12 protein-coding genes are annotated in these 16,224 nt (G+C 56.9%); 10 read left to right on the plus strand and 2 right to left on the minus strand.

Going from position 1 to position 16,224, the window contains the following annotated elements; genetic code table 11:
• Positions 1-29: 29 nt before the first annotated feature.
• From HPQ64_RS14495 to HPQ64_RS14525, 7 genes are all read left to right on the plus strand, one after another.
• Entirely contained in the window at positions 30-563 is a 534-nt protein-coding gene (locus tag HPQ64_RS14495; protein WP_172889227.1) for a TRAP transporter small permease, read from the plus strand.
• Positions 563-1,846 carry a TRAP transporter large permease gene (locus HPQ64_RS14500; protein ID WP_172889228.1) on the plus strand — a complete coding sequence of 428 codons (1,284 nt, stop codon included), beginning with the start codon at positions 563-565 and terminating at the stop codon, positions 1,844-1,846. The genes HPQ64_RS14495 and HPQ64_RS14500 overlap by 1 nt, the downstream gene beginning before the upstream one ends.
• 31 nt (positions 1,847-1,877) lie before the next feature.
• Positions 1,878-2,915, plus strand: a complete 1,038-nt coding sequence (locus tag HPQ64_RS14505; protein WP_172889229.1) for a TRAP transporter substrate-binding protein — start codon at positions 1,878-1,880, stop codon at positions 2,913-2,915.
• An 88-nt stretch (positions 2,916-3,003) separates the two neighbouring features.
• On the plus strand, positions 3,004-4,248 hold the full coding sequence (locus HPQ64_RS14510; RefSeq protein WP_172889230.1) for a diaminopropionate ammonia-lyase: 1,245 nt from the start codon (positions 3,004-3,006) through the stop codon (positions 4,246-4,248).
• On the plus strand, positions 4,245-5,477 hold the full coding sequence (locus tag HPQ64_RS14515; protein ID WP_172889231.1) for a Zn-dependent hydrolase: 1,233 nt from the start codon (positions 4,245-4,247) through the stop codon (positions 5,475-5,477). Before HPQ64_RS14510 ends, HPQ64_RS14515 begins: the two co-directional genes overlap by 4 nt.
• On the plus strand, positions 5,474-6,376 hold the full coding sequence (locus HPQ64_RS14520) for an N-carbamoyl-D-amino-acid hydrolase (RefSeq protein ID WP_172889232.1): 903 nt from the start codon (positions 5,474-5,476) through the stop codon (positions 6,374-6,376). Before HPQ64_RS14515 ends, HPQ64_RS14520 begins: the two co-directional genes overlap by 4 nt.
• Positions 6,377-7,183: 807 nt before the next feature.
• Positions 7,184-7,546, plus strand: a complete 363-nt coding sequence (locus HPQ64_RS14525; RefSeq protein ID WP_172889233.1) for a hypothetical protein — start codon at positions 7,184-7,186, stop codon at positions 7,544-7,546.
• 636 nt (positions 7,547-8,182) lie between these two features.
• Here HPQ64_RS14525 and HPQ64_RS14530 read toward each other — a convergent pair.
• Positions 8,183-9,784: an EAL domain-containing protein gene (locus tag HPQ64_RS14530; protein ID WP_172889234.1), complete on the minus strand. Its 1,602-nt coding sequence runs from the start codon at positions 9,782-9,784 to the stop codon at positions 8,183-8,185.
• A 164-nt stretch (positions 9,785-9,948) separates the two neighbouring features.
• On the opposite strand from HPQ64_RS14530, the gene HPQ64_RS14535 reads away from it, so the two are divergent.
• The 3 genes from HPQ64_RS14535 to HPQ64_RS14545 all read left to right on the plus strand — a co-directional run bounded on the left by HPQ64_RS14535 (position 9,949) and on the right by HPQ64_RS14545 (position 14,326).
• Entirely contained in the window at positions 9,949-10,842 is an 894-nt protein-coding gene (locus HPQ64_RS14535) for a sugar kinase (RefSeq protein WP_172889235.1), read from the plus strand.
• A 154-nt stretch (positions 10,843-10,996) separates the two neighbouring features.
• Positions 10,997-12,178, plus strand: coding sequence for a hypothetical protein (locus tag HPQ64_RS14540; protein ID WP_172889236.1), 1,182 nt, complete (start codon positions 10,997-10,999; stop codon positions 12,176-12,178).
• Positions 12,179-12,253: 75 nt separating this feature from the next.
• Positions 12,254-14,326: a hypothetical protein gene (locus tag HPQ64_RS14545; protein ID WP_172889237.1), complete on the plus strand. Its 2,073-nt coding sequence runs from the start codon at positions 12,254-12,256 to the stop codon at positions 14,324-14,326.
• Positions 14,327-14,379: 53 nt separating this feature from the next.
• Here the strand turns inward: HPQ64_RS14545 and HPQ64_RS14550 are convergent, their stop codons facing one another.
• Entirely contained in the window at positions 14,380-16,164 is a 1,785-nt protein-coding gene (locus tag HPQ64_RS14550) for an ABC transporter ATP-binding protein (protein WP_343036015.1), read from the minus strand.
• Between the last annotated feature and the right edge of the window lie 60 nt (positions 16,165-16,224).

A 16,224-nucleotide genomic window follows, 5' to 3' on the forward strand; every position in this document is an offset into this window, starting at 1 on the left:
AGCCGACCGCCGTACGACAGGGATGATGCATGACGGATATCGCCCTCAACGCCAAGCGCTGGAGCCTGCGGATCAACTGGCTTGTCGAGAGGGTTTGCGTCCTTCTCCTGCTGTTGCTCGTTCTTGACGTCTGGCTCGGCGTTCTGGTTCGTTACGTCATCCCGTTACCGCTTACTTTCACCGAGGAGCTGGCGCGCTACCTGATGATCTGGATGGCTCTCCTCGCCGTCTCCTCAGGCATTGCCTACCGCGAACATATCGGCGTCGAATTCATTTTCGAGAGGCTTCCAGCCCCGCTCCGCCGCTGGCTAGCGGTAGCATTCGATGTGATAGGTCTAGCTTTCTTCGGCGCTCTTTTCTGGTACGGGCTGGGCTTCACCGAAAAAGGTTTCGGTCGCGTCACGATGATTTACGCCATGCCAAAAGGTTACGCCTTCGCCGGTGTACCTCTCGCAGCTTTCGTTGCATGTACTCAGCTCGCGCTCATGGGCCTTCATGACTTTTTCGCCGCACGAGCTCCTGAGGTCGTCGCGGCCCGTGTGGCCCAGGGGGGGTCGGAATAATGGGCGTCTGGCTGGTTCCACTTGCTTTCTTCGGGTTCCTCGCTCTCGGAATGCCGGTCGGCATTGCCATCGGTGTAGCGGGAATGGTCGGCATTTTCGATATGGGGCCGCGCTTCATGCAGATGGCTCCCGACCGCGTCTTCGCCGGACTTGACCTGTTCCCCTTCCTTGCCATGCCGTTCTTTATCCTGGCGGGCGAGATCATGAACCGGTCGGGAATAACATCCGGCCTCGTGAAACTTGCGGATGCGCTCGTTGGCTGGCTGCGGGGCGGCATGGCCCATTCCAACATGGTCGCTTCGGTCATGTTTGCCGGTATCACGGGCTCGGCGACAGCCGACGCCGCCGCCTTCGGCAACACCCTTGTGCCTGCGATGGAAAAGGCCGGATACACGAGACGCTACGCCTGCGCGGTTACGGCGGCGGGTTCGATCATCGGACCGACGATCCCCCCTTCCACGCTCATGATCATCTACGGCTCGATCATGGGCGTTTCGATCGCCGGCCTCTTCGCCGCCGGCATTTTGCCAGGACTGATGATATGTGCGATCTGCATGATCGTGATCGCACTGACGGCACGGCGGAAAAACCTCCCCAAAGGCGAAGGCAGACCAAGCTTGAGACTGGTGCTCTCCGCGCTGCGCGAAGGCTTTCTGGCGGCACTCCTGCCGATCTTTATTCTTGGCTCGATCCTCGGCGGATTCGCGACACCGACCGAGGCAGCGGCAATCGCGGTCGCATACGCGCTCTTCGTCGGCGGTGTCATCTATCGCGCACTCTCTTGGCAGGACCTTTACGAGATCGGAGTCAGAACCACCCGGATCACCGGCGTGATCTTCCTCATAATCGCATCTGCGACGATCCTCGGCTGGTGGATGACGTTCAACCGTGTTCCTCAGGCCATCGCCGAAGCCATGCTCGCAGTTTCGCAGAACCCGCAGGTGGTGATCGGGCTCATCGTCCTTCTTCTTCTGCTGATCGGTCTCGTCATGGATATCAACGCCACCCTGATCATCCTGGCTCCGGTCCTCGCACCGCTCACCTTGAAACTCGGAATGGACCCCGTTCATGCCGGGATCATGATCATCCTCGCGCTGAACATATCGCTTATGACGCCGCCCGTAGGCGCATGTCTTTTTGTCCTCGCCTCGGTTACCGGCGAAAAGGTGGAACAGATCACACGCGAACTCTGGCCCTTCATCCTGGCCGAGGTCGCAATTCTTCTGGTCATCGCGTTTTGGGCGGACCTTACCCTCTTCATACCAAGGCTGCTCGGCTTGTGAGCGGTCTCAAACAACCAGAAGGGAAACAGCCATGAACAATGCGATCAAAACCCTTGGTATCGGGTTGGCCGCGGCCTGCCTGTCCGCGCAAGCCTTTGCCGCCGACGTGACGATCCGACTTGCGCATCTTAATCCGGAGGATCCCTTCGCCAGCCATTCGGGCGCAATGGCAGCCGTTTTCAAGAGCCTCGTAGAATCAAGCTCGAACGGTGAAATCGAGGTGCAGCTCTTCCCGAACGGCCAGCTCGGAAAGGATAACGAGGTGATCGAGCAGGTTCGCTCCGGGATCGTGGAGAGCACCATTTCTTCGTCGGGCGGCATGGCGCAGCATTATCCGCTCGTTGGCGTCTTTGACATCCCCTTCGCCTTCCCGAACATCGGCGTGGCAAGCCGCGTTATCTCCAAGGACAGCGAATTCGGCAAGAAATTTATCTCCGATCTGGAAGGAACGACCGACCTGAAGGTGCTGGGTCTGATCGACTCGGGCGGTTTCTTCGCCTTCACGAACTCGAAAAAGCCGATCACCTCGGTCGAAGACATGGCCGGCTTGCGTATCCGCACCATGACGTTGCCGACGCATGAGACGATCGTCTCCTCCCTTGGCGGCCAACCGACACCCCTTCCCTGGGCCGAAGTCTATACCGCGCTTCAGACCGGCGTTGCCGACGGCCAGATGAACCCGGTACCGATAATCGCATTCGCCAAATTCGATGAAGTGCAGAAATACCTCTCGGTCACAAACCACATCATCACGCCGTATATCTGGACGATGAACGCCGAATTCTACGACGGACTCTCCGACGAGCATAAGACGCTCATCAACTGGGCTTCGGAAGTGGCAACCGAAGCCGGGCGCTCCATGAGCCGCGTGATCGAGGCCTCCGACAAGGGGCTGCCCGCACTTGCAAAGAAGATGGAAGTGAACGTAATCCCGCCGGCGGAACAGGCAAAATTTGCCGAAGCCGCACAACCTGCCGTGCGTAAGCTTATCGAAGAGCAGTACGGCGCTCCCGGAACGGAGATGCTGGATTCGCTGCTGAATTCCATCAAGGAAGAAAACAACTTCTGATCACAGCATGGTCCGGGGAACCTCTTCCCCGGACCATGCTAAACAGCCGGGACCTGCCAAGATCCCGGCACCCAACGGAAAATACGGAATGACCCGCGAAATCGTGAGACATGAAGGCGAGGCCGAGCGGCCCTTCGCCTTGGTGATGAATGCAGCCGCGCGCAAGGACGCGCCCTGGAATGAACGGCAAAACGATATCCTGAACGACAGCCATTTTGAGCTGGCGCGCGGGACAATCTCGACCTGGCCAGGCTATGCCCCTACGCCACTTGTCGCGCTACCAGGTCTCGCGTCACAAGCGGGTGTTGCGACGATTCACTACAAGGATGAGGGTGGCCGGTTCGGACTTGGCAGCTTCAAGGCGCTCGGCGGCGCCTACGCGGTGGCGCGTCTGCTTTGCCGGGAGGTTTCTGCGCAAACAGGCAAAGATGTCGGGATCGAGCAGATTCTTGCCGGCCATCATCGTGACAAAGTCGCCGCCATCACCGTGTGCTGTGCGACGGACGGCAATCATGGGCGCTCGGTCGCCTGGGGCGCGCAGACGTTCGGTTGCCGGTGTGTAATTTTTATCCACGCCACCGTTTCCGAAGCCCGCGAGCAAGCTATCGAAAGCTATGGCGCCGAGGTGCGGCGCTGCGAAGGCAACTATGACGACAGCGTGCGACAGGCTCAGGAAACCGCGACGCGCGAAGGCTGGTTCGTGGTCTCCGACACCTCTTATCCAGGCTATATGGAAATCCCGAAGGACGTTATGCAGGGTTATGAGCTGATGGCGGCGGAAGCCTTCGACGCGCTCGGCGAAAAGCCCACGCATATCTTCCTTCAAACCGGCGTCGGCGGCATGGCAGCTGCGGTCACCGCGCAGGCCAAGCGGCGTTGGGGCGCGGAGCGGCCGTTGATCGTGCTTGCCGATCCTGATCTCTCCGCTTGCTGGGTGGACAGCTTCCGCTCCGGTGCACCAACTCCTGTGGAAGGCGACCTCGATACGTTGATGGCGGGCCTTGCCTGCGGCGAGGTTTCAGCGCTTGCCTGGGAAATCCTGAAAGACCATGGCGATGCGGCGATGGCACTGCCGGACGATGCCGCGGTGGAGATGATGCGCCGCCTCGCGGAACCAGCAGAAGGCGATACTCCCATTGTGGCGGGCGAAAGCGCGGTGGCCGGTCTTGCCGGCCTCTTCGCCGCCATGGCTGATGACGAAGCGCGCGCGACACTCTCCCTCGGACCTCAGTCGAAAGTTCTCGTCTTCGGAACCGAGGGCGACACCGACCCCGCCCTATATACTGAACTTGTCGGCGCGGATGCCGCTACGGTGCGGGAGCGCGCCGCATGAAACCTCAAATCAACGGTGAACGGCTTCTCAAACGATTGCGGGACCTTGGCGAAATCGGTGCCCTGCCCGGCGGCGGTGTATGCCGTCTCGCCCTTTCCGATGATGACCGTGCGGGACGCGACCAGTTGGTGCACTGGATGGAGGAATTGGGCCTGACCGTCTCCATCGATGCCATCGGCAATATATGGGGCCTTCGGGAGGGAGCGGAATGCGGTGCGCCCGTGATGATCGGTTCGCATATCGATACGGTTGCGACGGGTGGGCTCTATGATGGCGCGCTTGGCGTCATGGCCGGCCTTGAAGTCGTTGCCGCACTCAATGACGCCAGGGCTCGCACGGCACGGCCCCTCGCCGTCGCCGCTTTCACGAACGAAGAAGGAGCGCGCTTCGCTCCTGACATGATGGGTTCTGGCGTCCACCAGGGCGCTCTGGATCTTTCCGAAATGCTGGCAGTTCAGGGCATCGACGGCGCCACCTTCGGAGAGGAGCTCGCCCGGATCGGTTATGCCGGCGAGATCCAGCCGAAAACGCTGACGCCTGCTGCTTTCCTTGAGCTTCATATCGAACAGGGACCGGTGCTTGAGCGTGACGGCGTGCGTATTGGTGCGGTGACCGGCGTTCAAGGAATTTCCTGGACGGAATTTAAAATCTCCGGCCAGTCGAACCACGCAGGCACGACGCCGATGGATTTGCGCCGCGATGCTGGATTCGTCGCCGCACGCATTGCCGTCGAAGCCCGAGCCATCGCAACCGATTTCGGCCCGCCTCAGGTCGCGACAGTGGGCTCGGTTACATTCGAGCCCGGCCTCGTGAATGTTGTGCCTGAACGCGCGGTTATCACTGTCGATTTGCGCAATACCGACGATGAAAGGCTGAAGGAAGCGGAAGCCCGCCTGAATGCCGCGGCCCAAACCTTTGCCGAGGACGAAGGCTGCAAGATTACGGCCCGTTCATTGGCCCGCTTCGCGCCGGTCGCATTTGACGAGGCGATTGTTGCCAAGGTCGAAACCGCGGCCATGGCACGCCAGCTTTCGGTCCGCCGCATGCCTTCAGGCGCGGGGCACGATGCGCAGATGTTCGCACCAAATTGCCCGACGGCAATGATCTTCGTTCCCTCAGCCGGTGGCCTGAGCCACAACATAGCCGAGCACACGGAGCCTGAGGAACTGATAGCGGGCGCCGAAATCCTGCTCGACGTCTCCCTCGACTTACTTGGAGAAGCGCAATGAGCCGCAAGTTCATCCTCGCTGCCGCCCAAATGGGCCCGATCGCTGCCGATGAGCCGCGAAGCTCGGCCGTCGCGCGGATGGTCGAGATGATGCGTGAAGCGAAAGGCCGGGGTGCGCGCCTCGTCGTATTTCCCGAACTTGCTCTCACCACGTTCTTTCCGCGCTGGTATCGGGAAGAGCCGGAATGGCGTGACCGCTGGTTCGAGACCGAAATGCCGTCCACCGAAAGCCGCCCCCTTTTTGAAGCCGCGGCGGAACTCGGAATGGGCTTCCATCTCGGATATGCGGAACTCACCCCGGAGGGGCGTTATTTCAACACTGCGATCCTCGTAGATCAGACTGGGAAAATTGCCGGTAAATACCGCAAAATTCATCTACCCGGCCATTTTGAGCATGAACCATGGCGGCCGTTCCAGCATCTCGAGAAGCGATATTTCGAGAAGGGCGATCTTGGCTTCCCGGTGTTCGATGCATTCGACGGCCGTATCGGCATGTGTATCTGCAACGATCGCCGCTGGCCGGAGACCTGGCGAATGCTGGGCCTTGGGGGAGCCGAACTTGTGGTCCTCGGCTACAATACGCCGCTGCATTATCCACCTGCACCCGAACACGATCACCTGCAGTACTTCCACAATGAGCTCAGTGTTCAGGCAGGCGCCTATCAAAACGGCCTTTGGGCAGCAGCAGTCGCCAAAGCCGGGCGCGAGGAGGACTGCGACCTGATCGGCGGGAGCGTCATCGTGGCTCCTACGGGCGAAATCGTGGCAAGGGCCGTGACGGTTGGAGATGAAGTTGTGACCGCGGTCGTCGATCTTGATCGCTGCACCGAAATCAGGTCGAACGTCTTTAATTTCTCTCTCCACCGACAACCGCAAGATTATACCGCGATATCAACCTAGAGCGCTTTCCACGAAAACTAGTCGCTTTCGTGATTAGAAATCGGCCCGGATTCAATGCTTTAGACCACTTTTGCCGGCATCAGCACCCGATTCGGCCGAATATAACGAAATGCCTTGCAACGCCCACATCAGATCGCCCCTTCAGTCGGGGCGATCTTTTGGCACCTTTAATGTCTATGGGCGATCGATTCCTTTGCTAGAAAAGCATCGAACACGCCCTTCTCATTTAAGCTCCTCCAAACCTCTATGAACACCCAATTGCCGCTTGCCCGAGTTCCACGGTACGAAACTTCAATTTCTTAAATCAGAATCAGAAAACTGATCATGATAGGGAGCTTTTTCCTAAACGATTGGGTGACATTGAAGATTAGACCGCACCTTTACGGAACATGCTCAAACGACAGTCAGGCGCCGTAAAATCAACCGCTTTCTTCAGCTGGCTACCCACGACCGATATGATTTCGGTTCCTTCATAAAACTCACCCCGTCAAGCCACCGACTTGCGCCTATAATCCGCCCCTATCAGCGAATAAGCCTATTCAACTTTGAATTGAATCATAGCATTTAGTATCGAAAAAGGGGTTTTCACCATCAGACCGAGGATTCATTCGAACCTCGCCTCTTGTCGGTCAGTCCAACATCCACAGAAGAAAGCTTGTTGATCATTATTGCTTGTCAAGATTTTTCGAATAAGCGATCTGCAGCAATTACTACCCCATTAATATTAAAATATTAGCCATAATACCGACATATTATTCATTTAGTGCCCGAAGTTGGCTGCGGCAACAGCGAATTTGGCGGTCAATCATGGATACTTTGGCCACCCACTCAAACACAGGTGTATACGGGTCGGAAGAAGCGGCTTTAAACGCGGTTGTGCGCCGTCTTAAACACGGTATTCGCCCATCGAGGATTTACCTTGTTGGTGGGCGGGCGGATGGAAAATACTATCCGGGTTCGCCGTTTCAATTTGTCGTGGTGACCAGAGCCGAAGATGGGGAAAAAGGAAGCGACTGCGAATACGTCAGCCATCCGCTAAGACATACCGGTGTGAACGTCGAGTTGATTCCTGTGCGGGCCAACGAATTACAACGCGGCATCGGCACGAATGTAAGGCCGTCTATGAAATTGATAAAAAATGGAAGGCTGCTCTTCAGCGTAGAAGATTGATATACCAGTAAGTTCCTTGCCTGCTTACTCATCATGCAGTTGAACGAAATTCCGAAGCTCCGAGGACATTTACGCCTCCACTGCCGTGCTTGCATGCAAAAGGAAAATGAAGACAGGCTGGCGAGCCACCGCACGAAGTGTCTCCCGACATTTCTAATTTTAGGCATCAATTTTATTATTAAGGTATAGATATTTTTTGCTTTTTATCGGCGGATGGTTCCCATCCGACGCGACAAGCGCCCGCATTTGATATTTTGCGTTGAGCAGTGGCGCGATTGATATCAGTGCTTGTGCTCACCGCGCTCAACCTCTGTGGATATCCTTGTGAATAACCGAAAAAGGACGACTACGCCCTCCTGAAGAACATACGTCATGTAGGCGTTTCTCCATTCGGATTAGGCCGCGAGGATGTCAAGCGCATGCTGTACCGGGCGAATTTGTTTCAGACCAGAATGTAAAGTTGCCACTTCGGCCTGACCGACAAACAGATAAACGCTGAGAATAAATCGGGCCTCTGAATGTCTTCCCGCCTCGAAACTTTAAGCGGGCGTCAGGAATAACGCCGCGTGCTTGAAAACCGACCGAGCGCAGAAACTCCGACCGCCGAAAGTGCCTTTCTTCGCCTTCGCGTTGATCTCAGCTTGCAAGTTTATCTGCCTGAACCACGCCGATATCATGCGGTTTGGCTGAGAGGGCTTGAGCAAGTTCCAGAAACAACTTGGCCGGAAGCGCAGGCGCGAAAACGAACCCTTGCGCAGCCGATACGCCAAGCGCGCGCAGCCGCTCGATCTGTTCCATGTTTTCAACGCCCTCGGCAATGATGCCCATGCCGAGGTTGTCGGCAAGCTCGACAAGCGTATCAACTATGGTCGTTGAGTTGTCGTCTGTTCCAAGATAATCGATAAACATCTTGTCTATCTTGATGATGTCGATGCCAAGCCTTTGCAGATAGGCAAGACCGCCATGTCCCGTCCCGACGTCATCAAGGGCAACACGTACGCCAAGCGCCTGCAATTCGGCGATGATCTTGCGGGCAACATCCATGTTTGCCAAAGGCTGACGCTCGGTTACCTCAACGACGATCTGCTGATAGGCGATCTTCGAGCCACCGTAAATTTCAACGATATCATCGATGATCTGACGATCGTCGAAATGCCCGGCAAAAAGGTTGATGGACAGTTTGTAGTCCGGATTGTCGTGGTAAAGATCCTCCATCTCCGATCTCGTCTTGCGCATGATCTGGCGCGTCATTTCGAAAATGTGACCTGATGTCTCCGCGAACGTCATGAACTGGCCAGGCGAGATGATGGTCCCGTCCGGCCGTAGCCAGCGGATTAGCACCTCGCAGCCTCGCAACCGCCCGGTTTCGATATCCATAACCGGCTGGTAATAGGGAATGAATTCGCTATTTCGGATCGCCTGGACAAATTCATCCTCCGCCTCACTGTCCGGCTTCCATGAAATCCACACCACGCCCATGACGAAAAGGATCGCGAAGCCGGCGCTCGCGATAGCAGAGATGACCTTGAGGTCGCGAACAAGATGGCTTGCCGCAGAAGAAGGCGCGGTGACGACGGCGCTCAGCGGATATTTTTCCGAGCTCACGGCCTCCGTCATCGGACGATCGGCTTCAAAGCCCTCGAGCACCGCCTCACCGGAGCTCAACCAAAGGACATTACCCCCCAGCGTCAGTTCCACGTGCCGGAATGAGCGAAGAAAGTCAGCCCCTGGATCAATGGCAATGGACGCAGGCGCAATCTCCGCAAACAACCGGATACCGTTTTCGAGTCGCCAGCTTACGAGCGCGATCCGCGCACCTTCAAAACCACTGGTCAGCATGCCGATACCCACCAGCGGTGCATCAGACCTGAGCACAGGCAACACCGCTTCCCCGCTCATCGCCTGATCGGGTACAATGCACATACGAATACCGGCATGGTCTACAAGACCGATCTTCTGGAGGAACGGTGCATCCGCCAGCGCATTTCGAAATCGTGCCCGGTCGGCGTTGGCACAAGTCGTCGCTCCGTCGCGATGGAGCATTTGCAGGGTCTGGACGGCTTCGTCGATCGCCTTTTCGGAGCGCGCAATATAACGCTTCGCGATCGCCGCCATCTCGGCGCGCGCCTGGCTTTCCGCGAACCTGTTGAGAACGAAATTCGCAGCAACAAGTGGCGCAATCGCAAGCACGAGCGCGATGGCAAGAGAGCGCAGAAAGAGTGCGTATCGTCGCGACACTGGCAGGTTCCAAGGATTCAGACCGCGTCGAGTATCCCTAAAGATAGTAAATGCGGGCTGAACGCCGCATGCTCTTTAAAGGTTTTTGCCTCTTCCCGATCAAACCGATACTCGTAAAACAGACAAGCGAATTCATCAAACGAATCTGCGGGAGTCGCCACCCTATGCAAGCGCTATTCATTGGCCAGGCGTATATAGACGTCACATTTCTGACGGACCAGCTGCCGGTAGGCGATGAAAAAGCTATCGCCGAAGATTACGCGATCAGCTTTGGAGGCAACGCCGTCACGGCCGCTTTCGCCTGCGCAAAGCTTGGCATCCATCCGGATCTGATGTGCTCGCAGGCGGATGACTGGTTATCGCGCATGTTTCTCGACATGGCCGCGAAGTATGGCATTTCCATCCACGGTCGCAAGGTCCGCGAATCTTCGCTTTCCTTCATCATGCCCAAGGAAGGAAAGCGCGCCATCGTGCGTTGCCGGGATAACGACTTTCTGCACCCCTATCAGGAACTGAACCTTGCCGGATGCAGGGCCCTACATCTCGACGGTCACATGCCTGATGCAGCACTTCACTATGCGAAGAAATGCCGAGATTCCGGGATAACGACATCACTCGATGGGGGAACTATTCGCGATAACACCATGGAATTACTTCCTTTTATAGATGTCGCCGTTGTCTCCGAACTATTCTGCTCGAAGCTCGGGGAATCTCCCGCCGATACGCTTGAATTTCTGCGTTCCAAAGGCTGCAAGGTAGGCGGTGTCACGCTCGGCGAACGCGGCATCTACTGGTATGAAGGGAAAAGCGACATCCAGTTCCTTCCTTCACTTTTCGTGCCGCCGGAACAGATCGTCGACACCAACGGCGCGGGCGACATTTTTCACGGCGCGTACATCTATTCCTATCTCGCCGCCCCGGAGAGCGGCTGGGCGGAACATTTCCGGTTCGCGCGGGCGGCATCAACGCATTCGATCCGGCATCTGGGGAATGAGGCAAGCCTGCCGACGCTGGCCGATGTGGAAACTGCCACAAACTCATGGAAGGAAGTCGGGTAGTGCGACCACGCTAGGAAGGTATCCACTGCGGTCGAGGGTCCTGTTGGATCAAATGCCGTTCGGCGGCTTGTCGCGGTCGAATTCCTGTCGCATCGTAAGCGGCCGCAGGCAGGGAGCAGTCAACAATCAAGATCGACTTCATGGAGCTGCAATAATGCAATTCGGACTGAGAAATACCGCTCTCGCCGCCACGTTGGTCTGCGCTACCGCCCTCAGTTGGCCTGCGGCGGCCTTTGACCCGACCGGAAACGAAACTGCCGATCATTTTTTGAAAACGGTCGAAGCCGGAAGGGCGACGATCAGAAGCATCGGCTCCGTCTCGCAGGATGGGGATGGTATACGCATTGGCGATCTTTCGGTCGACATCAAGGAAAATGAAAAGACAGCGAAGCTTGTCGTTGGGGAAACCTTGCTGCAGAACGCAAGCATCCTGGACAACGACCGGCTGTCGATCGGATTGCTTGAAATGACCACCATCACCATCGAAGCCGATGATGGCGGATTGACCGTTCAAAGCCTAAAGACGACGGATACGGTGATGCCTTCGCCCGAGGAAGTGTCGAAGGCCAGCGCGAATAATGCCATCGCTCCGCTTTATCGTTCAGCCGAGGTCAACGGCATCGAGATTCGGACGGAAGATCAGGGTGCCGTACCGATCGAACAGATTAAAATCACCGTCGATTCCCTTGAGGGAGATTTGCCGACCGCGGGAGCGATCTCCTTGCGCGGCCTAAAGGTCTCGCGAGAGGAGCTTGACGACGACGGCAAGAAAATGCTCGACGACCTCGGCTACGATGAGGTCAACATATCGGTCCATGGCGTTGGAAGGTGGACACCTGATGACGGCAAGCTCAACATGGAGATGATTTCAATATCGGGCGAGGATGTCGCGGATCTTTCGCTTTCCGCCCGCATCAACGGTGTCACACGCGAATTGGTCGAGCAACTCGACAAGGCGCAAGGAAATCCGCAGGCTGCGATGGGGCTCCTCCAGGGACTTTCCATCGAACACCTTTCGATCGACTTGCAGAACAAATCAGTGGTCGAGCGCCTGCTTGAAAAGCAAGCTCGGGAAGCCGGTACCGATCGCTCGGCGTTCGTTGGCCAACTAACGGGCGCGCTACCGCTGATGCTATCGATTCTCAACAATCCGCAGTTTCAGGAAAAGGTCGCGACGGCGCTTTCCGCATTCCTGCAAGAACCGAATTCGCTTCGGGTGATTGCAAACCCGGCGAATCCCGTGCCCGTCGCTCAGATCATCGGCGCGGCAATGGTCGCGCCTCAAACTCTGCCCGATATTCTTGGCGTGGATATTCAGGCCAACCAAGCCAGGTAGCACCGATTTACAGGGGGCCGATGCGCCTCCTCTTTTCGTTCAAGGATCAAGATAGCGAAAGCCGAAGCCATGATGATGCCTCGAGGGAATACCACGGCCGGGATCGGCCTGTCGCTTCTGTTCCTCTCGTTTGCAAGCACTTCCTCATTCGCCAATCCGGCGACGGAAGCTATCAAGGAATGGTTCGAAAGGCTTCGCGGCCTCGGGGCATCAACTGCAACCTATGAACGTCTTGAGGAACGCGATCCTGACGGCGCCACCTTGATCGGGGCGACAATAAAATTCCCTCTCGTATTCGACCTGCCCGCGGGCGGGAACCTGGATGCCGCGATAACAATCAGGATCCCCGAAACGCATCTGAGCGATGTGGAACCGGTTCCGGAAGGCTTGAACATTGGAAATTGGGAAGCGCCCGGCACTGCGGAGTTCCATGCCAAGGGGGCGATAGTTGAAAAGGGGCGCGGCGATACGGCTGGAAAGGCCTACCCCTTCAACATCGTTGTGAAGCAGACGGACGCCCTTACGACGGATTACTTCCTGCCCGCATTTCCCAGAATTGATGATGATCCGAATAAACCGATTTCGCGGTATTTCGAGTGGCTCCGCTGGGCGGTCGCAATACGCGGCTCTGAGGCAAGCTCCAAGAACTTGGAGATTTTCAGCAAAGAGATGCCCGATGGATCGCAAAGCTACGACCGCTACGAAGACATTCGCAGTGTCGGCATATCGAACGGGCAGATTGAAACCTACAGCATCGGAAACTTCATCTCCGAGCAAACCTTCTCCATCGGCGACGGCGCGAATGCGGTCGATATGACAATCCGCCAGGAGGCGGAAAACTCCATCAGCCGCGGGTTGGATATCAAGCCCATCCTACGTGCGTTCTCGATCATGCCAGCAGACGACGCCAACCAGGAAGGAACGATCCTGGAAACATCGGAAATCAACGGGGTTTCCGTATCATTCCATGAAGGCAAGGCCGCGATCCAAAGGATCGGGATGGGAGGATTCTCTCTGGATCCTGCCGCCAAAGCCTTCGATCTCGGCGAATTTCTCGATTCGATCGCGCTCGGAGAACTGGAGAATGCAAGCGAAGAGGAACTTATAGCCAAGGCCCGCGACGGGCTGGCGCTTCTTGGCGGCATGAGCCTTTCATACCTCGATATCGACGCCGTGGCCGTTGAGGCAACGAACCTCAACGGCGTTATAGAAAGCATGGGCGGACAGGGGCTCTCCTATGAGGGCGTTGAGCGCGCTTTCATACGCGGTGTGTCCTTCAAGGGACCCGATGATATCTCATTCGGCCTGAAGCGTTTCGAGTTGTCGGGCCTGGAACTTGCTGAACTACCAAGATACGTCGACCTTGTGGTCGCCAGCGCGGGTGGGCATGAGCCTGGACTTTACGACATCCTTCCGGTGATTCCACGACTTGGCAGGCTGGATATCGAAGGCCTCGATATCACGGCGCCTGATGTTGCGGAAAATATCTCCTTGGAAAACTACCGCTTTTCGGCATCGGGTTTCATCGACCCGATCCCGACAGAGGTCACGAGCAGGACGGACAAGCTTTCCTTCCCCATTTCCCTTCTTGAGGATGAAGACGCACGTGCCTTACTGGAAGGAATGGGAATAACGCAGATCACCTACGACGACGAATTGCGAATCAATTGGGATGAAGAGACGCAAGATCTGACGCTTGAACGCCTTTCATTCGAGATGAAAGATGGGATCAAGGCCCGCGCGGATCTTGTAATAGGCGGAATACCACGCCTTGCCTTTGAAAGGCCGGATCAGGCGCAAGCAGCTCTCGCCACAGCGACGATCAAGGGCGGTACCATCGAAATATCCGACGCGCGGGTGATTGCGGCAATGATGGAGAAAGAGGCCGCAAAGGCAAACATGTCTACTGATACCCTTGCACATGGCCTTGCGGATCAGGCACAAAATGCACTTGGCGCTGCGGCAGACACCGATTTCGGAAACAGCCTTCGAGAAGCCGTGAGGACGTTCCTGACCAATCAGAAACGGATCGAGCTTTCCATCAAGCCGGATTCGCCGGTGCCCCTTGCCCAGGTCATCGGAATGCTGGTAACCGCTCCCGATCAGCTGCCCGAGATACTCGGTCTGGAGATCAAGGCGGCTCAGTAGCGATATCGGGATTAACCCGGATCGAAGGACAAAACCGGGTCGGCCGGCAACGATTACGCCGCCGCGTCGGGCGAGCGGAACTGCAGGTCGCAAAGCCGTCGGTAAATTCCATCTGCGGCGAAGAGTTCGTCGTGGGTTCCCTCTTCAACGACCTTTCCTCGATCGAGGACGACGATCTTGTCCGCGTCGCGAACGGTCGCAAGCCGGTGGGCGATCACGAGCGTCGTACGCCCCTTCATAAGCCGTGCCAGTGCGGATTGGATTTTGGCTTCCGCTTCCGCATCCAGCGCCGAAGTCGCTTCATCCAGCAGCAGTATCGGCGCATCGCGAAGCATGGCCCGTGCAATGGCAATGCGTTGCCTCTGGCCGCCGGACAGCTGCAAACCGCCCTCGCCCGCCGATGCGTCATAACCGCCCGGCAGGTCCATGATGAAGCCATGAGCATTGGCGGCTTTTGCCGCGTCCATGATTTCGGCTTCGCTCGCATCCTTTCGGCCAAGCGCGATGTTGTCGCGGATACTTAAATCAAAAAGAAAAGTATCCTGGTTTACCAGTGCGATATTGGCGCGCAAGGAAGCCAGGGTTACATCTCGAATATCGATACCATCGATGGAAACCTCACCGCTTTCCACGTCATAGAAGCGTTCGAGCAAAGAAAATGCCGTCGACTTGCCGGCACCCGATGCGCCGACGAGCGCCGTCACTTTCCCGGCCGGCGCCACCATCGAAAATTCGTTGAGCGCGGGCGTATCCTTATAGCGGAAAATAATGTTATCGAACTTGAGTTCGCCCCGTTCGATCACCAGGTCCCGCGCGCCCGATTTGTCTCGAAGGTTGATCGGGCGATCCAGCAGGTCATACATCAACCGCACACCGACAAGCTGGTTGCTCAGTGCGACGTTCAATCTCGCCAATCGTTTGGCGGGTTCATAGGCTAGAAGCAGCGCGGTAATGAACGCGAAGAAACCGCCGGGATCCCTGTCCATTTCGATCACGCTATATCCCCCGTAGAGGATGATAGCCGCGACCGCCAGCCCGCCGAGCGTTTCGGTTATCGGCGAGGTGCGCGCCGTCAGCCGGGCGATCTTGTTCGCCTGAATTTCTACGTCCCCTATCGCCTTGTCCATCCTGCTGGTGAGAACATCTTCCACCCCGAAGGCTTTCACGATCCTGATACCGCCAGCCGTCTCCTTGACCAATGACAGGATATCCGTCATCGACACGAACTGGGATTTCGCAACCTTGCGGACCCGGCGCACGAGCTTTGCGACCAGAATGACAACAGGCGGCATGATCACGAGCGCGATGAGGCTCATGATCGGATCCTGGGCAATCATAACGAACAAAAGCCCGATCAGGGTGAAGAGGTCGCGGCCGAGGCTGGTGACAACCATTTCCAGCGCAGCGCGTGCAGCCCGCGAGTTGTGTGAAAGTCGCGTGCCGATATCACCAAAAGACGTCTCGTCGAAATACGTCAACCCTTGCCGGACGACATGCCGATAGATACGCCGCTGCACATTGGCGACCATATTGTTGCCGATGCGCTGCAAGAGCATAGTCTGTCCGTAGGTAGCCGCCCCCTTGACCACGAATATGGCGACCACCGCGGCTGAAATGACATAAACCGTATTGATTTCGCGGTTTATGAAAACCTCGTTCACCACGTCCTTCATGATCCAGGCTGTCGCCGCCGTCGTCGCAGCGACAAGACCCATGAAGACAAACGCAAGCAGATATTGCGGAAGATAGGCTCGCGCGTTCTCGGAAACGAGGCGGCCGATCAGGGCCGGAGCGCCGTCCGGATCCTCGAGTATACGGGCCAGCAAACGGTTCAGCACGTAAATTCACCCTGGGCGACAATCTGCGCATATGCGACGCGTGACGGCTTTCCGCTACGA

It is taken from the genome of Hongsoonwoonella zoysiae, assembly GCF_013266695.1.
GTDB classification, from domain to species: Bacteria; Pseudomonadota; Alphaproteobacteria; order Rhizobiales; family Stappiaceae; genus Hongsoonwoonella; species Hongsoonwoonella zoysiae.